Genomic DNA, 20375 nt, shown 5'->3' with positions numbered 1-20375 from the left:
CCTCACCATTAATTAGCTTTTGTTTTATGCAGCCGAATGACATTCCAAGAAGTATGATGCAGCTGCGCATGTAATTTCCCATCTGCCAAGCTGGAATCACCGTTTGTGTGCGGGGTCACACGTGCTGTATCTTTTGTGTTAGCAGCTTTCAAGTCATGATGCTCTAGTACAATATGTTCTTTGATTGTATAGCCTTCGAAGCTACGTACATCCACCTCAAGCGGAATTGTGTCTTCTAAATGTTTATTAACAAGGAAAATGGTTAACCCCTCTCCTTGCTCATCGTACACAGCTGCACAATCGATAAACGGTACATCTGTGAAATCTTTGCTGTCGTATTTTGGAGAGGAAAGGATTGGCTGTAAGCTTACCCCTCGGCCATATACAGATGCGTGCAAGTACGGATAATAGATTGTCTGTTTCCAAGATTGGCCGTTATTTTCGGTCATAATCGGCGCAATAACATTTACCAGTTGCGCCATACACGCCATCTTCACGCGGTCTGCATGGCGAAGCATCGTAATCAACATACTTCCTACCAGCAAGGCGTCCTCGAAATTGTATACATCCTCTAGCTGCGGCGGCGCTACTGTCCATGGCTCCAGCTTTTCATCATGCTCTCTGGAGTGATACCAAACATTCCATTCGTCAAAGCTTAAGTTGATCGTCTTCTTGCTGCGATGTTTTGCTTTGATATAGTCACAAGTCGCGGTTACGGTTTTAATGAAATGATCCATGTCCATGTTCTTTGCCAAGTAATTAGCAGGATCGTTGGAAGTGTTGCCATAATATTGATGAAGTGAAATAAAATCAACTTCTTCGTAAGCGATATCAAGTGTTGTGGCTTCATATTCCGGGAATGTCGGCATATCGGTATTGGAGCTGCCGCATGCCACAAGCTCAATTGTTGGATCAACAAGTTTCATTGCTTTGCCTGTTTCTTTTGCAATCTTTCCATATTCGGCAGCTGTTTTCTGCCCTACCTGCCATGGACCGTCCATTTCATTACCTAAGCACCAAGTCTTAATTTGATGCGGCTGTTCATAGCCATGCGCTCTTCGTAAATCGCTCCAGTAGGTGCCGCTTGGATGATTGGTATACTCAATCAAGTTACGTGCAGCATCAATACCTCTCGTACCAAGATTTACTGCCATCATTACGTCTGCTCCTGCCTTTTTCGCCCAATCAACAAATTCATTCGTTCCCATTTCATTTGTTTCAATTGTGCGCCACGCCAGCTCAAGCCGTCTCGGCCGCTCTTCTTTTGGTCCGACGCCATCTTCCCAGTTATAAGCAGACACCATATTACCGCCAGGGTAACGAACAATTGGTACTTGCAGTTCCTTGACCAGATCTATTACATCTCTTCGAAAACCTTGTTCATCCGCTTCCGGGTGGCCTGGTTCATAAATTCCGCCATATACTGCTCTTCCAAGATGTTCAATAAACGAACCGTAAATACGTTGATCGACCTCGCTGATTTGATAACTCTTATCCAGCACCATTGTCGCTTGCAGCTTATTTGCCATTCATCCCACTCCCCTTATATTGATAACGCTTACAAATATAGTGAAAAAAGAAGGCGATTCGCATCGCACCTTGTACGAACATATTTTAGATAAATCTCATTAGTTAAATATATGTACGTATAAGTTTATATATTTAGTATAGTCAGATATCATTTCAAAAACAAGCATTTTTGCAACATTCACTATACAAAAAACCGAGCAGCTTGCTGAACCGCCGCTCGGAGATGGTTAAAATCGTAATTATTTCTTCATGGTGCTCTCAATCTTATCAGCAGCTTCTTGCATTGCTTCTTCTGGTGTTTTATTCTTCTGTCTTAACACAGAATCGGCAATGATCGTGTTATATTCAGTGGAGACGTCTGGTGTATTTTCCGTAATATTAAGCGTGTTGATCTCATCTTTTACTTCCAATAACATGTCGAAGATGCCATCACCAAAGAACTGATAGTATTTGTTATCTTCTTTGACTGCATCGCTTTCCCATACATCCCAGCGAGGCGGGTCAAATCCAAGAACCTTCCACAAGTTAATACTTCCCTCTTCTGAAATCTTCGTATACGCAAGGAATTCTTTAGCCAGATCTGTACTTTCGGACTGGTTTGTTACCGCTGTGCCTGTTCCGCCCATACCAGCTGAACGCTTGCCACCTTCTTCCCACGCAGGAAGTGGTTTAATCGCAATCTTCCCTTCCATCTCCGGCATATTATCAAGGAAACGTCCCATATACCAAAGCGGAGCTAAAATGGCAGCAGATTTACCTTCTGTGTAATACTTATAAAAATCTTCTGACTGGTTGTTTCCGCCAGGAGTAAGCTCTGCAATTTTATCTGTATAAACGGTGTCATAAAGGAATTGCAATGTATCTATGTTTGTTTCGTTATCGAGTGTTAAATTTCCTTCTGCATCAAAGAAATCGGAATCCTGCTGAGAGACCATCGGCCAAAGATCCATTAGGAAGTCGGCAGTTCCAACATTCCACATGACTGCATCTGTCTTTTCTGTTACTTGTTTGCCAGCATCTACAAAATCATCCCATGTCTGGATAGAATCAATATCAACGCCGGCTTGGTCCATGATTTCTGTATTATAATACATGACCGTAGCACCTACATGTGTTGGTATTCCATAATAGTCTCCGTCTTTTGCATACAATTCAAAACGAGCTGAGACGGAATCTTCCAATACAGGCTCCACATATTCATTCATCGATTCCAACTGTGGTTTACCTTGCATAAAGTTTGGAAACTTACTCAATTCAATATCTGCAATATCTGGTGCACCTTTACCAGACTGCAAGCTTAGAAGCAAGTTGTTGTGCATTTGATCAAATGGATATGTTTCTGCTGTAAGCTTGATCGGTCGGTCCGGAAATTCTTTATTCCAGCGTTCTGCCGATTCTTTAAACAAATCCATATGCTGCCCAACAAATGTCCAATAAGTCAATTCTGTAGCACCCTCTAAATCTGCACCAACAACTTCTGTTTCATCTGCTTCACTGCCTCCACCGCCGCTGCCTTTGCTGCAAGCAACTAATACGACAACCATGAGACCAATCATCAGCGTTTTTAGAACTTTCTTCATCAAAGCTCCCCCTCATTTTTATTCATGGCAAGCACTTCTTTGAAAGCGTTTACTAAAGAGGTCATACCTCCCTTACCGTAATCAGCTAACGTGAGACAGTCTGGATGATAGCGCATACATTTTGTTTGTCAGCTTTTACGATGCGTGTTACATATATCCTAGCACCAGGATATCAATCAGTCAATAAGTTTTCTTTCTTTTCCACTATAACTTATACGAACAACTTTAGAGCTTTATTTATAGCACAGTTTATTTTCCGTGATATTAAAAAAAGCTGATCTAACGTCAGCTCTCTTTGTTACTATATCTTTTCTAATCTATTTACACCTATCGTTTGTGTTGAATGCCTCGTTACCAGCTCTGTCGGAAATACAACACTATCAATCGTCTTTCCTGAGCCCTTGCCATGCTTGCTTTCAATCAAATCTATAATCAGCTTGCCCGCTGCTCGGCCAAGTTCAGCTTTTGGATGCTCAACAGAAGTAAGTTTCACTTCTGATAACTCAGCTAAGTTAGAATTATCGAATCCAATAATCGACATATCTTGCGGGACCTTCATATCTCGGGCGCGCAGTACATCGAGCAACTTGATTGCGAGCTCATCATTGTAGCAAACTAGTCCTGTCGGCTTTGCATCTGCTTGATCAAGCAGCACTTCCAGCTCGTGTATTGGCTTGTGTTGCTTCTCTTCTGTTTTGTACGTGACAATATGTTTAGGATTAATTGGTACTTTATTTTCGCGATGCGCCTTTAAATATCCTTTCATCCGAAGTGTTCCTTGCATATCATCGGTCTTGAAGAAACCAACAATATCACGATGTCCTTGCTGAATTAGATGTTCGGTTTGCAAGAACGCACCACGTTCGTCGTCCACAAGCACCCGAAAAGGCTCCAGGGCATCATAGTAAGCATTAATCATGATGTAGGGAATTTGAAGTCGCTCTAAATTCAAATAATAATTGATGTTTGGATTGGCAGAAGCACTTTTCGTCGGCTCAATAATTGCTCCGTCAAATCCTGTCGTAATAATCCGCTCCAAGTATTCCCGTTCCTTTTCATGGTTGTTGTCTGTATTAAATAAGCTCACATTATAACCATGTTCACTTAAAAAGGCTTCTGCTCCACGAATAATTGAGGGAAAGATATAATCAGAAATGTAAGTAGTTACAATAGCGATATTTTTATTCTGCATACCGTTTTGCTGCAGCTGATGCTTGGAACGATCCGCACAAAAAGTACCTGCACCTTGTTCACGGTAAAGCCAGCCTTCATTCACCAGCTCACCAATTGCCAGCCGCACTGTATGACGGCTAACATCGAACTGCTTCATCATGACACTCTCGGATGGAATTTTCGCGTGCGGCTCATACGTACCATCGAGAATTTTAGACTTGATTGCTTGTTTTACAATTGCATACTTTGTCTGCATAACTCACACCAGCTTCCTTGACATGTTCGTATAAGTTAGCATACCACAGGTGACGGGAAAGGCGCACTATGTTGTTATTTTTTATTTAGTTCCTTCTTGTTCCACTAATTTAATGTACGGAATACATGCTTAACTCTTTTTTTAGAGGTAAATAAAGGATTGAAAAATACCAGACTGCTTATGAAGTCTGGTATTTTTCAATTAACGTCTTCTCAATCCGTAGTTACCGTGGTAGTTCTACCGATCATATTCTATTATTAATCTAGTAACCTACTAGTTCTTGCCCCGTGGTACATCCTCAGCTTTAGCTCCATCGTCTTTTTGCTTGCAGCTCACAAAAATAAAACCGTAAGTACTTACTTTACTCTTCAAGAATCATCTTCTTGTATTTATCTTTATATTGCTCAAACTTTTCATCGCTTCTAGTTAATATAAAACAGCCTCTGTCATCATAAAAATGAAGAATACAATCAGTTGTTTTATTAATAATGAAAATCTCCGGAGCCCTACCATAATACCTTTTTAACCTGGGCTCTAGATTAGGAAAATCTTGATTACAAATCGCTCGGATTAAATATTCTATTTTTAAATCACTCTTTTTACAACTTATATATATCTGATGTATTTCATTGTTATCACGATTAATTTTACTGAATTTAAGTTTGCTGGAAAGTACCCTATCGTTTGTAAATTTATCTATTAAGGAAACTCTCTTAAATCTATGGTCACGCTCTTTAATAGTTTGAAAGACAAAGAATAACTCATCTTGATCACCTATCAGATCATGTAGAATTTGTTTGGCAGAAGTATAAACTGCATTGAAGTACAAGGGATTAGTTTCTTCATATTCATCCAATTGATAGTGTCCATCTTCTAATTCTATATGCAACGTTTGAAGATAATCGATAAAAGAATCTGTTATATCAAATCCTTTAAAATTTTTTTCTAAATAAGATTCTAGTTCTTGCACTATTTATATCCACCTTTATTTACGTAATACTTTACCTTCTTTAGTAAGAGTAGCTTTACGGCTTCCTTTCGCATTTCTCAATTTCGAAAAACTATCACAATAGGAATTACCTTTTCCCCTATCACGTGGAATAGTCCATTTACTCTTTGGCTCTTTGTACTTTGGATTCTTATTATCAATTCTTTGAGTAAACATACTTATTGTTACCTAGAAAGTTCATCTTTCTTTATCTTCATATCCTTACCCTATAGTTAGCTTAAATTGATCAAGTAGTTTCATACAGCTTCTTTAACATGTGTGTGAAATAAAAGTTAAAACAAATTTAACTGATCTAATAGTGTTAATTTAGCACTTTGAATCAAACATAGTAACTAGGTTAATAAACACCGTTTCGAATAGTAGATTAAATCTCAAAAAAATAATATGTGTTAAAAGTCACGTTACCAAAGTCTCAATTTGATATTTTTTCCAATTACAAATATACAATCTATCCCATTTATGTTTAATTATTATTACGGGGCTGTAATTAGGAAAGGGGTATCATTCAATTAAGAGTGGAATTTTAGTAATAGCTTTTTATATAGATAAACTTGGTAGGGTATAGAAGCCATTATTGCATTCTCTAGTCCTACATGTTGTGTGTTGGTTAGGATATTTTTAATCCCGATAGATTTTTTTCAGGAAGCCTTTTCGTACTACATACATTAAATTTATTACCTATATTTAATGACGGACAAAATATACTTGAACAATTCGTTAGAAAAGAGGGATAATATGAAGTTAATTAAAAGCTTATCAATTGGTTTTCTAGTATTTATCCTACTATATATAGTAGGTGTGATTATCGCTTTACCAGTTATTTTTGATCTGTTAGATAAAAATGTATCCCTTGACCTTCAACTTTTTGGCATTCCTTTAGCCGCTATTGTGCATAATACAAACGAAATGTATGGAGGTGTTTCAATTTGGGGTATATTAGCAGCCGGTACGCTTGGAGGTATAATAAATTATTCAATATTCCTATTATTTAACAGAAAACATGCATAGCTCTTTTCATGTTACTTATAAGTACAAGGCTTTATCCTTTAAGCAATGGATAAAGCCTTATTAATTTATCAATAATATCTATCTTTTTTCAAGATAACTGACAAAACAGTCGATCCTAATTCCACACTGCCTGATTCCACTGCAGCTCTTTTCGGAATTGCTTTAACTTGGTATCGTTATCAATCGTTACACACTCTATGCCAATTATGTCAGCAAAGTCTTCCAGCTGCTCCGCAGTCAGAGTGAAGGTAAGTGCCGTATGATGGGCACCGCCAGCATAAATCCATGCTTCTGTTGCTTCACTTAAAGATGGCTGCGGTTTCCACAACACTTTGGCTACCGGCAGATTCGGTGTTTCGTTTTCTGCCTCGACTGCATCAACTTTATTGATGATCATACGGAATCGGCCGCCGAGCTCAATGATGGAAACGTTTATTGCTTCACCGGCAATCCCATCAAATACAATCCGTGCTGGGTCATCTTTGCCGCCAATGCCTAACGGGTGCACTTGGATAGATGGTCTGTTTTTGGCAACCGTCGGACAAACTTCCAGCATATGTGATCCTAAGATTAATTCCGCGCCTTCTTCTAAATGATACGTGTAATCTTCCATAAAGGATGTTTTTTCATTATTGGCCATTGCTTTTAACAGTCGAACGAGTGCTGCTGTACGCCAATCTCCTTCGCCAGCAAATCCGTAACCTTGCGCCATCAGATGCTGAACAGCGAGTCCTGGCAGCTGGTTCATTCCATGTAAATCCTCAAAGTTGGTGCTGAACGCTTGGTAACCGCCGCGATCTAAGAAGCGCTTTAGTGCCACCTCAATTTTAGCCTGTTCACGTACGGAAGCTACTTGTTCTGCTGCTGTCGGCAGATCGTACACTTCCTTATACGCCGCAACGAGGTCATCTACATCTGCGTCACTTACTTCATTCATTTCCGCAACCAGATCGCCAACACCGTAATAATCGACGGTCCAGCCAAACTTAATTTGCGCTTCCACTTTATCGCCGTCCGTAACCGCAACGTTACGCATGTTATCGCCAAAACGCGCTACCTTGATCTGCTGACTTTCGTTAACGCCGACAGCTGTGGTCATCCAATCAGCAATGCGTCTCTGTATTTTGGCATCGCCCCAATAACCGACAATCACTTTTCTGGCTTTGTTAAGTCGCGTTCCCATAAAGCCATATTCACGGTCGCCATGAGCGGCTTGATTCAGATTCATAAAGTCCATGTCTATCGTATCCCAAGGAACATCGCGGTTGTACTGCGTATGCAAATGCAAGAGCGGCTTCTGCAGTGTCTTTAGTCCGCCAATCCACATTTTGGCTGGTGAGAATGTGTGCATCCATGTAATCAAGCCCGCACATTCCGGATCAGCATTCGCCTCCAAACTCACTCGCTGAATGTCTGCTGCGTTCGTGAGCACTTCTTTGAACGTAATTGGAAACGGCAGATTGCCTTGCTCGTTTAATTTATGAATTAAATCCTCCGAATTACCTTGCACCTGCTTTAGTGTTTCTTCCCCATACAAATGCTGACTTCCTGTAACGAACCAAAATTGATAAGGTTTCACTTGTAACATGCTTTCTCCCCCTTAATTCTGTGCAGTCAGTTTTCTTTCCGATTGTGAACGAATTGCTTTCAGCCGCTTCATGACATCATTAGCTCCACGTCCGAAATAGTCATGCAGCGTATTGTACTCCTCGTAAAGCCGCTCATAAATGTCCACATTTTCTGGGATCGGCTGTATAACTTCTTCCTTTACCCGCGCCATATGCTCAGCTGCCTCCAGAATGCTGTCATAGCCACCAGCATCTGCTCCTGCAGCAACCGCGCCAAACATCGCCGCTCCAACTGCTGGTGTCTGGACCGAGTCAGCAATATAAATCGGCCGGTTCGTGACATCAGCAAAGATTTGCATAAGCAGCTTATTTTTCTGCGGCAGTCCGCCACATGCATATAATTCATCAACAGCTACGCCATTTTGATGGAAAGCATCGACGATTTTACGCGTACCAAAGGCAGTCGCTTCCAGCAACGCCCGATATACTTCTTCCGGTTTGGTCTGCAGTGTCAGCCCAACTACCAGCCCGCTCAATTCTGTATCCACGAGCACAGATCGGTTGCCATTCATCCAGTCCAGCGCCAGCAAACCTGTTTCTCCAGGCCGGTAAGCAGCCGCACGAGCTTCCAGCCACTGGTGCACATTCTGTCCAGCTGCTTCTGCCTGCTTGTGCACATATTCCGGCACTTGTTCATCCACGAACCAGCCAAAAATATCGCCAACTGCAGACTGCCCTGCTTCATAACCGTAGTAGCCTTCAATAATACCGTCCTCAACCACTCCGCACATGCCTTCGACTGTACGTTCCTCTGCGCCAAGCACCATATGGCAAATAGAAGTTCCCATTGCCATTACCAATTTGCCCGGCGTCACCACACCCATTGCTGGCACTGCCGCATGCGCATCCACATTTCCAACAGCCACTGCAATACCCGCCGGCAGATTCATCGGCATAGCAAGTATGGATTGCAATTCGCCAGCCTTGGATCCAAGCGGATAAACCTCTCCGCGCAGCTTTGTTTCCGCCACATCTTGCAACGCAGGATGCAGACTGCCGAAGAAATCTTGTGAAGGATAGCCGTCTTGCTTATGCCATATTGCTTTGTATCCAGCAGTACAGCTATTTCGTTTCAATTCACCTGTAAGCTGCGAAATTACCCAATCTGTTGCTTCGATAAATTGATCTGCTGCCTCATAGATTTCTGGTGCTTCATCGGCAATTTGCCAGATTTTTGGTATCATCCACTCGGAGGAAATCTTGCCTCCATAACGCGATAGAAAGGTCTCGTCTTTGTCCTTCGCAATATCATTTAGCTTATTGGCTTCATCCTGCGCAGCATGGTGTTTCCAAAGTTTCACCCAGCTATGGGGATTATCACGGTACAGCGGGTTAAAACACAATGGTTCCAAATTTTCGTCGACTGGCAGCATCGTGCAGGCTGTAAAATCAATTCCTAAGCCGATCACGTCTGCTGGTTCCACCCCTGCTGTTTTCATGACAGCTGGCACGGAATTTCGCAGGACGTCCAGATAATCCATCGGATGCTGCAAGGCCCATTCATAGCCTAATGCTTTATCTAAATGCGGAAGCTTTACATCCATCACCCCATGCGCATACGCTGTTACATGGTCAGCCATCTCTATTCCATCACGTAAGCGGACGAGCACTGCTCGGCCCGACTGCGTGCCATAATCAATTCCGATTGTGTATTTTTCCGTCCCCATTTACATTTCCTCCTATGTGGTCTTCTGGCCGTAATAGGCATCTGCACCATGTTTTCGCAGATAATGTTTATCTAACAGCTCTTGATCCATATCCTCCACTTGGTGATCCAGCTGGTACGATAAATGTGCAAGTCTGGCCACTTCCTCCAAGACAACTGCATTATGCACAGCTTCCGCAGGTGATTTACCCCAGTTAAATGGCGCATGCTTATGCACGAGCACACTTGGGATTTGATTTGGATCTAAGCCTTGCTTCTGAAATGTCTCGACAATGACATTGCCTGTCTCTAATTCATAATTATGCTGTATCTCTTGTACGGTCATTGGCCGAGTACAGGGCACTGTTCCATAGAAATAGTCCGCATGAGTTGTCCCAAGCGCCGGCACCCCTTTGGCAGACTGCGCAAAAGCTGTCGCCCACGTAGAATGTGTGTGCACAATGCCGCCAATAGCATCAAAATGCTTATACAAAACAAGATGGGTTGCTGTATCAGATGAAGGCTTCAAATCTCCCTCCACCACTTCGCCATCCAAGTTAACAACAACCATGTCTCTCACAGTCAGCTTCTCATAAGCCACACCGCTAGGCTTAATCACAACTAATCCGGAATCCCTGTTGATACCGCTTACATTTCCCCACGTAAAAGTTACCAGCTCATGCTTAGGCAGATCCAGGTTCGCTTGCAGCACCTGTTCCTTCAAATCATTCAGCATCAGGACCACCTCTTCTTGTACGTATATTTAACTCCTTAACGTGATTTTAACTCAATTGGTACGTACAATCAATCTATTTCTCTTCGATTCTGACATCTTACACGTACAAGTGAAGAATAATAAGGCTATCTTTCCATGTGAGCTAAAATTCTTGGTAATGGTATATTTTTCTTTATCACTGCTTGTGCACTGCGTTACGATAAAAGAAAAAGCAGGAGGGTGTTTATGAAGAAAAAGATATTCGGAGTCCTTGGTCTTCTGCTGTTCTTATGCATGGCTGCTTGTTCTGCTGCTGAGGAAGACATAAGTATTGAAACAGTGGATTATCATGCATTAGCAGCATATGAAGAAACGTACATAGGTAACAACAGTGATGTTGGTGCTATCCTTACGAAGCTGCCGGGCAGCAATGCACTGGTAGAGACAAGCTTGTCTAAGGGAAATCTAATCGTACATTATGATACAAATAAAATTGACAAACAGAATAAAAATGCGTGGTACAACAAACAATTAGAAATTCAGACTGTCTTTCTTCACAATATCTTGTATCTCTCTGCTTTAATTACTAATGAGGAGAACATCACCTTAACATTAAATAATGACGAAACGAACTACAAAATTGAACTTTCCTCCTCGGATTTGGAACGATTTCTAGACATTGACTTAGCAGAAAAAATAAACCATGAGCAGGAATGGAATAGCTATTTAGAAGAGGCATTACGAGCAGATAATCAGCAGGAACTAGTGAAGAAATTCCCATTACAAGTGCAATGACTTTTATTTTTAGAAACGACTGATCCTTCTTTGAAGAAACGGTACCAGCGGTCAATTTTCTCGTCTTCCCTTACCTCAAGAAGCTTCAGTATTTCCCGTGCAAACTCTAAAGGCGCGGTGCCATTCGCAGTGATCAAAGCTTCAGTGCGCACTGCTTGAGAATGGATGTATAAGTTTTCACCTTTGTAGGCAGGCGCACCTTCTTGCAAGTACTCCAAACTATTACTTGTATGCGGTGCTTTATCTAAGAAGCCATATCTTCCAAGAAAAACGGTAGCATCGCAAATAGCTGCAATCGGTATGTTATTTGCTGTACAATGCACAAGCAGCTCTTTTACCGGAACAGCAGCAGCTTCTCGCCACGTGTTTCCACCCGGAAGAATGAGCATGTGAATATCCTCATGTCGTAATACTTCCTCTAAGCTATAGTCAGGAAGCACCTTAAGTCCGCCAATAGAAGAAACCGGCTGTCCATCTAGTGTTACTGTTTTTACAGTATAAGCAGAGTGCGGCGCTTGCAGTTCAGCTGCCGCATAGCTCGCTTCCCAATCAGCGTATTGCTCTGTCAAAAAGATAAGCACCGTTTTTTCATCGTACTGCCACCTCTCTTTTTCTCACTTAAACGTCTCGACTTAAAAACATTATTCTTTCAATCTCGTTAAAGCCATTTCTTTTATAAAATGTTTCGGCTGGAAGTCCGCGATCTGTCAGCAAGCTGATGGTCTCTGCGTCTGTCGTTCTAAGAAGATAATTCATTAGCGCCTTACCTGTACCTTTACTTTGCTGGTCAGATCGCACACACATCTCGTTTATGAAAAACTCATCTCCAGACCACCACTTTCGATTCACTCCGAAGATGAAGCCGATAATATCCTGACTTTCTACCGCTAAAATGCCTGTAAATCCAGGAGTGTGATAAAAATCCTTCAAGTATTGCTGAGCCGCTTCTGGAGTCCAAGCTTCATTCCACGGTTCCTCACGAAAAACATTCACAAAGATATCACTGCACACTTTCAGATCACTTTCCATGCATGCACGCATGTTCATAGAATTCCTCCTACAGTTTCTTTGTCTTCACAATAGATGCTGTTTCATACCCTAACCGCTCATATAATCGCTGGGCATCCTCATTTGCTGCAAACACATTAAGCGCCATCCTGCTTACGTTTTCTCTCCTCGCCACGTCTTCTACTAATGTTAACGCAGCATGCGCATACCCTTGCTTCCGAAATGCCTCTTCTATGTAAATATGATAAATGAAGACACGATCACGCTCTGCTTGCGTGTTGTACCAAATGATTCCGACACGCTGTTTTTTCTCCTCACAAAAAATATGCCCAATATATTGACCGGTCTTTCTATTCTCTTCCGATAAAAGCTTGTATGTTTGTTCGGCATCACGAAGTGCCTTTTCTTTCGGGATACCTTGGTTGCTTGATACATTTTCCGCATAAATGGGACTTTGTAACTCTATGTATTGCTGAACTTCTTCTGCGGTCAATTCTTTGAATGAAATATGCATTGTTCAACCTCCTATATTCTGTCTATTTCTATTGTACAGGAAAGAAAATAAAAAATAGTAAGCGAACATTATTTAAAGGTTTTATATCGTTCGTTCATGGATATATGGAAAATAAAGGAGGTATATAATGGATTGGAATCTTATCCTCTTCACGTTTCTCGTTACGTATTCGATTACGATTACTTTTTTATATTTGTCTAACAGCAGGAAGTTAAAGGCTTCAGAAAAAAGACAATAGCATGTCGAAGCAGCTCTATTCTTCCATAAATAAATATCTCAAATATGCATCGCGATCCTGCAAAAAACCTCGCGTTAGTTGGTAATGCTCTGTTTCTTCATACTCCATCTGCTGGATGCCTTCCTCACTGAAGTGCAAGATCTCTGCTTTAGGATATCCAAGCAATATAGGTGAATGAGTAGCGATGATAAATTGCACATTACCTGTTTTGACAAGATCATGGATAAGACGAAGAAAGGAGAGCTGCCTTTGCGGGGATAGTGCAGCCTCTGGCTCATCCAGCAAGTAAATTGCCTTGCCGCCGAAGCGATTTTGGAACAAAGAAAGAAATGCTTCTCCGTGAGACTGATGATGCAGCGACTTCCCACCATACGCATCAACTGAACCAACCTCATCAATGTGCGAGGCAAAATGATAAAAAGACTCTGCTCGGAGGAAGAACCCATTTGTCACTTTTGGCAGCCAAGACAGGCGGATATAATCTGCGAGTGCAGCTTCCGACGCGTCCACATCATATGCATTATTTCGACCTCCTCCTGCTGTATTAAATTCGCATTTATCCGTGATTGCTTCCATTAAAGTTGATTTTCCACTTCCGTTTTCCCCGACAAAGAAGGTGACTGATTGATTAATATCCAGCTCGTCCAACTGCCGAATTGCCGGAATCGAAAATGGGTACGCATTCTGCTTATATGCAATATGATCTTGCAAGAGCTTGATTCTTTTTAGGAACATGTCTTCAGCTCCTTTTATGCTGATTACTTATTAGAAATACAACTAACATAACATAAATTCTCTACAACGGTGTTCACCTCCTTAACCATTCGCTGCTTATTACAGAAAATCCTCTGTCTGTTCTGCTTCCTCACTGGACCAAGATAGAAGACGAAGAAAAAAACAGAAAGAAACCCTTCTTAGAGGCTTCTCTCTGTCTCGATAAAACAGTTATCTTTCCCTTATGAGTACACAGTTGGCGTTGGATACTCCCCAGTTAACACCCATAGTCCAATGTTTTTCCGTTTGTATTCAATTGGATTATGAAGCGAATGTGTGCGGACATTTCGCCAGAAACGATCAAAATTATTCTTTCTAGTAGCCGAACGAGCACCCATTACTTGAAAAATGCTGCTTGTTACATGTAAGGCTACCTTCGTACCGAAAGCATTGGCTGCTCCAGTTAAAAGAGCCGTTTCTCCTCGTTCTTCTTTTGTAAGGGAACGATCTCTGCTCCAAGCTTCATCGACTTTATTTCCCGCCTTTTCGACTAATTGAACAGCTGCCTGAATATCAATCCAAAATTCCCCGTAATCTCGCTGAATAAATGGATCATCCACAGCTTTTTCATAGTCTGTCAGATACCAAGGCCGTGATTTAGTAATTGTATATTTTTTTGCCTCTTCCAGTGCTCCCTCTGCAGAACCCACAAACACATTTGCTAAAACAATCTGAGATAAAATAGCATCAAATGTGGCAAAAGGCGTTCCTTTCGATTCTGTTAAATCAATAATCTCATCTGCTTCCACTAACACATTTTCGAACGTAACGGACCCGCTATCTGTTTGTCTTTGACCCATTCCATCCCAGTCATCATGAATGGTGATTCCATCTCTAACAGTAGGAATAATTCCAATGTACAAAGTCGTTTTCTCAGGATTGTCGTACCACGTAATCGCTAAACGGTCTGAATCTTTTGCACCTGTGCTGAACGTATTATGTCCATTTACAACAAATGCGTCTCCCACTTTTTCTCCAATTAAACTAGGTTCAATCGGATTAGACGAGTTGCCCCAAAACCAATTGTTTTTTGCTGATTCTTTATAGAAGTATTCCTTTTGTTTTGCTGTACCGGCAGTATGCGGCAAAACAGTTTGAAAAGCATGGTAGCCATACAGATGACCAAGTGCTGCATCTGTCTTCGCTAGTTCGCGAACAACCTGAAGAACAACTGACCAAGGCTGTCCTGCGCCTCCGTATTCTTTTGGAATATGAAGATTTAACAAGCCGCTGTCTCTTAAAGCGTCTCGCTGTGCTTTAGCCGTACCGCCCACTTTGTCCCGAGCTGCTGCATCCGTACCAAATGCTTGAGACAGCAGTTCTGCTGTTTTCAGATATTGCGCTGATTCGTTTACAATTGTTGTTGCCATTGTAATCTCCCTCTCCCCATCATCTTTTAATTTCTTAGATTGAATTAATACATACACAAAAAACCTCTTCTAAAATAAGAAGAGGTTTCCTAACCGTTCACATTTACTCCTCTTATCTCTCAAGCATACGCTTGCTGGATTTGGCACAGTGCTTCAAAAAGTCTGTTGCCGAGGTATCACAGGGCCAGTCCCTCCACCTCTCTTGATAAGCTTATTTAATTGTTACTTGAAAATATAATCTAAGTAAAATCTAAAGTCAACAACTTTTCTGAATATTTTAGAATTTAGGCGAATGTTACACAAAGCGTCTAATTAACCTTCCTTATTTTACCAAAAATAAAAGGTTCTAAATTAGAATACTAGTTCATGTTAAACAGTTTTAAAAAAGCAAAATGAGGTAACAGAAATGTAATCACTTTTTGCTCCAATAGTCACATGACAATACCTTCCATCTGCGCTACTATAATATTTGTGCATAGAAAAAGACCGTCCGGTGCTGCCAACACCAATCGGTCTGTCCAGGAATAGCATGATTCCTTAGGGGATCTGCGCGAAAAAAGAGGTAAGATAACCATCCTTCTCGAGCTGCCAACTCAAGGGTGGTTATTTTTTCTGGTTCTTGTCAGACATGATTGCAACAATTAACGTTCCAAAGCCGATCATCAACGTCAACGCCTCTGCCACCGTCATCCGCTACACCACCCTCCATGAAACAAAAGGTAATGCGCAAACCACCCTTGAGTCACCTATGCTATTGTCCTACAATTATAACAGAGGATGTAAAAACCCCATACGTTACAAAAGTCCATATTTTACCAAGGTAACCGTTACTTTTGCACCTAAAGCAAGCCTTATTACTTTAGTGAATCTATCGCCTCCAGCACTTGATCAATCTCTTCCGGTGTATTGTAGATTCCTGGTGTTAATCGTGCAAATGCGTTTTGGTATGGAGCAACTGTCCCAATAATCTTCTTATCATGCAGTTTTTTTATTACGTTTTTTGATTTCATTCCTTTTACTTCAAATGCAGTAATACCCGCTGATAATTCATCTGCAATTGGTGTGTGCAGTGTAACATGTGACATGGAAGCCAAACCTTCCTTTGCTTGCCTGTTCAGCTGATGCACTCTTTCATAAATAGCCTCTTTGCCAATATCCAATGCAAACTCAAATGCGTCCTTTAATGCCCATCTATGCTCCATGGAATGAAATCCGCCCGGTGTCATTTGGGTACCATCCATTGCTCTCGGGTGCTTTTCGTTTAGGGATACCATACTCAAAATCGTATACGATGGGATAACAGGAGTCACAGAACCCCAAGCTTCCTTTTTGGCAGCGACAAAACCCGTACCCCGTGGACCGTATAACCATTTGTGACAGCTTGTAATAAAGAAATCACAGTCCAATTCCGGGAAGGTTTCGGTTTCAATGCCGAAACCGTGTGTACCGTCTAATACAACGATAATTTGATTAGCCTTCTCCCGCTGCTTGTTAATCTTTTTTAGTTTGTTCATGAATTTCCTTACAGGGAACTTCAGCCCAGTATCAGACTGCACCCAAGTCAAGCCAATCACAACCGTGTTGTCCCTTATTTCGTTCAGCAGCGCCTGCACAAGGCTTTCTTCTGTTACATCTTTCATCTGATGGTAAATTGGCACTTCACGGAAGCTGGCGCCTGTCCGATTCGCCACCTGCCGTATTGCTTCCTGATGAGAGTAGTGGTTATGTTCCGGTGTGAGGATATCATGCTCTTCATTAATATTTAAACCTGTATAAATGATACCCAAGCCCATCGTAGCGCTATCTGTCAATGCAATAAGATTAGGGTCATCTATTCCCATATACTGCACAAGCTTCTTCCTAACCTGCAATGGAAAATTCTCTTCATTATTTTCCGTGAAGTTCGTCGGATTCTCATCCAATTGCTTCCGGTACTTCTCAATTGCGTCCCGAATGTGCTTCGGATGTGATACAAAATATTGTGACGTACCAATATGTATGTACTCTCTATCTAAATTAAATAATGCCCTAACTTTATCCCATTCCACTTGTTTAGCCATTATCCTTGCTCCTCTTCTCATCGTAAAATATTCCATCATTTCATTATGAGAAGAGAAGCAAGGTTTTATACTTAAAGGGTAAAACATAGGTGACAGTTCTATGATTTATTAAGCATGAATCCCAATAGTTTACAATCCTACGGGATACTAAAAGAAATAACCTTAGCAGAAGAAGATAAGCTATAATGTTTGCCCTTTTTCTGCCTAACATGTACTAGTTTTTCGCACGATCCAATTCTTCTCGACAACAAAGCTGAAACCCTCTGCCAAATCTGCATATGTATGAATGTCTGCTGCTTGGAATAATTCCGGAAACCTATTTTCTGGATAGCATTCATCCTTTTCAAGACTATCCCAACCAGTTACTGTTAAAAATAAGTTTTCTTGTTTGTATGATTCTCCAAAAAGCGTTCTCCCCACATTTCCGGCTGATAACATCCCCGGTAGCAACACTTGTGTGAAATGGAACTTCTGCAGCCTGTTAAATAGAAACTGCTCAATTCGAATACAGCTGCTGTCTGTAAAGTAATCAGCTGTTTCTTTAACTTCTGGAAACGGAAGAGATATAGCAAAGGTTCCCTCTTCTATGTGTTGTATAGATGGAGATTGAGGTATATTTTGATATATTTCATCATGCATATTATTCATAAAATAGTGATAAGAATTGGCATCTTCCCACATGGAAACTATATGCGCCATCTGATTATCTTTGATGTCCCATCCGCCAATTTGCCCTAAAAACCCTGATATCGTATTCAATTGACCCCACGAAGCTTGTCCACTATTAAACATAGTTTTTTTCCTGTACAAACCTGACATTTAATTAGTCTTAATAGCAAGTCTGCCTGCTCCTTTAGTAAAGATTAAGAGAACATCGTATTACAGAAGTCTCTCCGGCTCTTCTGCATACCATTCCACAAACCCACAATTACTGCACACGTTGGGATTAATCTTTGTATGTTTTTTATTACTAAAAAGTTTTTCACCTGCAGGATTCTTAACGGTCAGTCCTTTGAAACCTTCATCTGCGTAACAAACAATCATATCGCCATTGCATCTTGGGCAACTGATAATAACACTCCTTATAAGATTAAATAAAATTCACTAATACTTCTACGGAAATTTTCTTCTATTCGTTTCAGACATTTATAATTTCTTTGTTTGATCTGCAGACAGGTTTTACTTATAGAAATTAGAAACCATGCATTAAAAAAAGGACACTCTAACAAGTATCCTTTTTAGATCTATTGGATTACGAAATGAATCTATCAGCCATATTGCCGATAATCGGAAGTTTATAATATTCTTCCTGGTATGCTTTAGCCATCAAAATAACCCAACATACTAGTGAGATAGGAGCGATAAGAAGGCTGATCAGCAAGCCGATAATCGGAATAAACACGAAGACAATATGGATAACCAATAAAGATGCAGAAAATAGAATAGACTGTAGTGCATGAAATCGAACGAACTCATTCTCTTTCCTTAAAACGAGAAATATAATGCCTGTAATTAATCCAAGTATATAAGATAGCATTGCTGCAGTGTTGGAGTTTATGCTAGCAGAAGTTTTGTTTTCTTGATGTGAAGATACGGCATCCTTACTCTGTGGTATGTTGTTATCCGTCAATTAGAATTCCTCCTTTTATGTGATCGGGTCGGCAACGTATAACTACTTTGATTATACAAACCGTTTTGGAGATTCATTCCGATTTATTGTGATTATCATTTTTACGGCCCTTTTCTAGCAGAAAATTTGCAGCATCACAGCATTCAATTCCCCTTTTTATGCGCAAGAAAGCTTGTCAAACAAAAAAAGTTCATCCCACTTTCATGGGATGAACTTGGCTTTCATATTGGTATTGCCACCTTAATGAATGTCACTCTTCCTAAAGTTGCCGCCTTTTACTTCAGCAACATCATAAATTGTTACGAATGCTCCATCATCAATATCATTGATAATTTCTTTTAGCTTACTTTCTTCCAGACGGTTAATAACACAGGTAATCTCCATAAATCTTTCGTGTGTGTAACCACCGTATGCTTCTTTGTATGTCGCACTTCTTCCTAACCGGTCACGTATGGTATCGACCATCAATTTCGGATCGGTAGTAATAATCTTGAAGGTTTTGGATCCGCTAAGACCTTCTTCAACAATGTGGATGACTTTTGAAGCGATAAAGTAGGCAATTGCGGAAAGAATAGCTCCTTTTAAACCGAATACAGTGGAAACAAAGATAAAAACAAACAAGTTAAGGAATAAAATCAGGTCACTTGTTCCAAATGGTAATTTTCGCGCTAACAATACGGCCAGCATATCAATTCCATCTACTGCGCCGCCATTACGAAGTGCAAGCCCCATACCTAAGCCTAGAATAATACCGCCGACAACAGTAACGAGCAGTGTATCTCCACCTATAATAGCTGGTGTGTGATGCATAAGTACTGTTCCAATAGATAAGGATGCAATACCAATAACAGAATAAACGGCAAAGCTCTTTCCTATCTGTTTATAACCTAACCACACAAACGGAAGGTTAAGAATCGCGATGAGTAAGCCTAACGGAAGACCGGCTAATTGAGAAATACCAATGCTGATTCCCGTGACGCCTCCATCTGATACATTATTAGGAATTAGGACAGTTTCAAGACCATAAGCTGCAATTAATCCCCCGAGAACAACAGCCAATCCTCGTAAAAAAATAAATAATTTACTGCGATTGCGTTTCTTGCCTTTAACTATGATGTGTCACCTCAATCTACGTTATATCCTTTATTTTATCATATTACAAAGCGTGTTGCTGTTATGCCGTTTGTGACGCTATCGCACTAAACTCATTTAAATGTGTCCATGCTTAATTCACCAGGACTATTATTCACAACTGTTGCACTAAATATCAGTTCACACGCTTTCTAATCTAATATTAATTTTTCAAAGGATGTAACATAGTTTTTTTATTAAGATTGTTATAAACTTCCTATTATTGGAAGCAAATAACTTGTATCCCTAAGAACTATATAATACGCTTAAACGTAGGGATATTTTTTATTTTCGGGAAAATAAATACAGCA

At 40.7% G+C, this 20375-nt stretch carries 19 protein-coding genes and 1 riboswitch; of the genes, 2 read left to right on the top strand and 17 right to left on the bottom strand.

All coding sequences use genetic code 11. The features are described from left to right. Positions 1 to 8: 8 nt before the first annotated feature. From KS242_RS03575 to KS242_RS03560, 4 genes are all read right to left on the bottom strand, one after another. Positions 9 to 1529 (bottom strand): arabinosylfuranosidase ArfA, encoded by a 1521-nt coding sequence (locus KS242_RS03575; RefSeq protein WP_217323047.1) that lies wholly within the window; start codon positions 1527 to 1529, stop codon positions 9 to 11. 240 nt (positions 1530 to 1769) lie between these two features. After that, the gene (locus KS242_RS03570; protein WP_217323046.1) at positions 1770 to 3110 is read right to left on the bottom strand and encodes an ABC transporter substrate-binding protein; all 1341 of its coding nucleotides are present in this window, start codon (positions 3108 to 3110) and stop codon (positions 1770 to 1772) included. Positions 3111 to 3411: 301 nt separating this feature from the next. Then, on the bottom strand, positions 3412 to 4539 hold the full coding sequence (locus KS242_RS03565; RefSeq protein WP_217323045.1) for a GntR family transcriptional regulator: 1128 nt from the start codon (positions 4537 to 4539) through the stop codon (positions 3412 to 3414). A 361-nt stretch (positions 4540 to 4900) separates the two neighbouring features. Further along, positions 4901 to 5509 carry a DUF3885 domain-containing protein gene (locus KS242_RS03560; RefSeq protein ID WP_217323044.1) on the bottom strand — a complete coding sequence of 203 codons (609 nt, stop codon included), beginning with the start codon at positions 5507 to 5509 and terminating at the stop codon, positions 4901 to 4903. 774 nt (positions 5510 to 6283) lie between these two features. Here KS242_RS03560 and KS242_RS03555 point away from each other — a divergent pair. Further along, positions 6284 to 6556 (top strand): hypothetical protein, encoded by a 273-nt coding sequence (locus KS242_RS03555; protein WP_217323043.1) that lies wholly within the window; start codon positions 6284 to 6286, stop codon positions 6554 to 6556. A 115-nt stretch (positions 6557 to 6671) separates the two neighbouring features. Here KS242_RS03555 and araA read toward each other — a convergent pair whose 3' ends face one another. The 3 genes from araA to araD are packed head-to-tail and all read right to left on the bottom strand — an operon-like array spanning position 6672 to position 10565. Beyond that, complete coding sequence (gene araA, locus KS242_RS03550; protein ID WP_217323042.1) at positions 6672 to 8144, bottom strand: L-arabinose isomerase; 1473 nt, start codon at positions 8142 to 8144, stop codon at positions 6672 to 6674. 12 nt (positions 8145 to 8156) lie between these two features. Continuing rightward, positions 8157 to 9851: a ribulokinase gene (locus tag KS242_RS03545; protein WP_217323041.1), complete on the bottom strand. Its 1695-nt coding sequence runs from the start codon at positions 9849 to 9851 to the stop codon at positions 8157 to 8159. Positions 9852 to 9863: 12 nt separating this feature from the next. Continuing rightward, entirely contained in the window at positions 9864 to 10565 is a 702-nt protein-coding gene (gene araD / locus KS242_RS03540; protein WP_217323040.1) for an L-ribulose-5-phosphate 4-epimerase, read from the bottom strand. 225 nt (positions 10566 to 10790) lie between these two features. Here araD and KS242_RS03535 point away from each other — a divergent pair, with 225 nt between their 5' ends. Beyond that, on the top strand, positions 10791 to 11339 hold the full coding sequence (locus KS242_RS03535) for a DUF4825 domain-containing protein (protein WP_217323039.1): 549 nt from the start codon (positions 10791 to 10793) through the stop codon (positions 11337 to 11339). On the opposite strand, the gene KS242_RS03530 is transcribed toward KS242_RS03535, so the two are convergent. The 10 genes from KS242_RS03530 to KS242_RS03490 all read right to left on the bottom strand — a co-directional run bounded on the left by KS242_RS03530 (position 11297) and on the right by KS242_RS03490 (position 20046). After that, complete coding sequence (locus KS242_RS03530) at positions 11297 to 11920, bottom strand: type 1 glutamine amidotransferase family protein (protein ID WP_217323038.1); 624 nt, start codon at positions 11918 to 11920, stop codon at positions 11297 to 11299. The two genes, KS242_RS03535 and KS242_RS03530, sit on opposite strands and share 43 nt — an antisense overlap. Positions 11921 to 11957: 37 nt before the next feature. After that, entirely contained in the window at positions 11958 to 12386 is a 429-nt protein-coding gene (locus tag KS242_RS03525; protein ID WP_217323037.1) for a GNAT family N-acetyltransferase, read from the bottom strand. Positions 12387 to 12396: 10 nt separating this feature from the next. After that, positions 12397 to 12861, bottom strand: coding sequence for a GNAT family N-acetyltransferase (locus KS242_RS03520; RefSeq protein ID WP_217323036.1), 465 nt, complete (start codon positions 12859 to 12861; stop codon positions 12397 to 12399). Positions 12862 to 13114: 253 nt separating this feature from the next. Continuing rightward, complete coding sequence (locus KS242_RS03515) at positions 13115 to 13834, bottom strand: AAA family ATPase (RefSeq protein WP_217323035.1); 720 nt, start codon at positions 13832 to 13834, stop codon at positions 13115 to 13117. 221 nt (positions 13835 to 14055) lie between these two features. Continuing rightward, the gene (locus tag KS242_RS03510; protein WP_371747590.1) at positions 14056 to 15300 is read right to left on the bottom strand and encodes an acyl-CoA dehydrogenase family protein; all 1245 of its coding nucleotides are present in this window, start codon (positions 15298 to 15300) and stop codon (positions 14056 to 14058) included. A 52-nt stretch (positions 15301 to 15352) separates the two neighbouring features. Continuing rightward, a riboswitch (SAM riboswitch) is annotated at positions 15353 to 15455 on the bottom strand. A gap of 391 nt (positions 15456 to 15846) precedes the next feature. Further along, entirely contained in the window at positions 15847 to 15933 is an 87-nt protein-coding gene (locus tag KS242_RS18015) for a putative holin-like toxin (RefSeq protein WP_256444542.1), read from the bottom strand. A 164-nt stretch (positions 15934 to 16097) separates the two neighbouring features. Continuing rightward, the gene (locus KS242_RS03505; protein ID WP_217323034.1) at positions 16098 to 17303 is read right to left on the bottom strand and encodes an aminotransferase class V-fold PLP-dependent enzyme; all 1206 of its coding nucleotides are present in this window, start codon (positions 17301 to 17303) and stop codon (positions 16098 to 16100) included. A 204-nt stretch (positions 17304 to 17507) separates the two neighbouring features. Next, positions 17508 to 18095, bottom strand: coding sequence for a DUF4937 domain-containing protein (locus KS242_RS03500; RefSeq protein WP_217323033.1), 588 nt, complete (start codon positions 18093 to 18095; stop codon positions 17508 to 17510). A 460-nt stretch (positions 18096 to 18555) separates the two neighbouring features. Continuing rightward, positions 18556 to 18933, bottom strand: coding sequence for a DUF4870 domain-containing protein (locus tag KS242_RS03495; protein ID WP_254391794.1), 378 nt, complete (start codon positions 18931 to 18933; stop codon positions 18556 to 18558). A 240-nt stretch (positions 18934 to 19173) separates the two neighbouring features. Next, complete coding sequence (locus KS242_RS03490) at positions 19174 to 20046, bottom strand: YitT family protein (RefSeq protein ID WP_217324047.1); 873 nt, start codon at positions 20044 to 20046, stop codon at positions 19174 to 19176. Between the last annotated feature and the right edge of the window lie 329 nt (positions 20047 to 20375).

Source organism: Terribacillus sp. DMT04 (assembly GCF_019056395.1).
Taxonomy (GTDB): domain Bacteria; phylum Bacillota; class Bacilli; order Bacillales; family Amphibacillaceae; genus Terribacillus; species Terribacillus aidingensis_A.
This window is presented reverse-complemented; position numbering and strand designations above follow the sequence as displayed.

Bases quoted from the DNA above. Each gene is read 5' to 3' on its own strand.
- KS242_RS03575 (WP_217323047.1), bottom strand. From the start codon at position 1,529: ATGGCAAATAAGCTGCAAGCGACAATGGTGCTGGATAAGAGTTATCAA.
- KS242_RS03570 (WP_217323046.1), bottom strand. From the start codon at position 3,110: ATGAAGAAAGTTCTAAAAACGCTGATGATTGGTCTCATGGTTGTCGTA.
- KS242_RS03565 (WP_217323045.1), bottom strand. From the start codon at position 4,539: ATGCAGACAAAGTATGCAATTGTAAAACAAGCAATCAAGTCTAAAATT.
- KS242_RS03555 (WP_217323043.1), top strand. From the start codon at position 6,284: ATGAAGTTAATTAAAAGCTTATCAATTGGTTTTCTAGTATTTATCCTA.
- araA (WP_217323042.1), bottom strand. From the start codon at position 8,144: ATGTTACAAGTGAAACCTTATCAATTTTGGTTCGTTACAGGAAGTCAG.
- KS242_RS03545 (WP_217323041.1), bottom strand. From the start codon at position 9,851: ATGGGGACGGAAAAATACACAATCGGAATTGATTATGGCACGCAGTCG.
- araD (WP_217323040.1), bottom strand. From the start codon at position 10,565: ATGCTGAATGATTTGAAGGAACAGGTGCTGCAAGCGAACCTGGATCTG.
- KS242_RS03535 (WP_217323039.1), top strand. From the start codon at position 10,791: ATGAAGAAAAAGATATTCGGAGTCCTTGGTCTTCTGCTGTTCTTATGC.
- KS242_RS03525 (WP_217323037.1), bottom strand. From the start codon at position 12,386: ATGAACATGCGTGCATGCATGGAAAGTGATCTGAAAGTGTGCAGTGAT.
- KS242_RS03520 (WP_217323036.1), bottom strand. From the start codon at position 12,861: ATGCATATTTCATTCAAAGAATTGACCGCAGAAGAAGTTCAGCAATAC.
- KS242_RS03515 (WP_217323035.1), bottom strand. From the start codon at position 13,834: ATGTTCCTAAAAAGAATCAAGCTCTTGCAAGATCATATTGCATATAAG.
- KS242_RS18015 (WP_256444542.1), bottom strand. From the start codon at position 15,933: ATGACGGTGGCAGAGGCGTTGACGTTGATGATCGGCTTTGGAACGTTA.
- KS242_RS03505 (WP_217323034.1), bottom strand. From the start codon at position 17,303: ATGGCTAAACAAGTGGAATGGGATAAAGTTAGGGCATTATTTAATTTA.
- KS242_RS03500 (WP_217323033.1), bottom strand. From the start codon at position 18,095: ATGTTTAATAGTGGACAAGCTTCGTGGGGTCAATTGAATACGATATCA.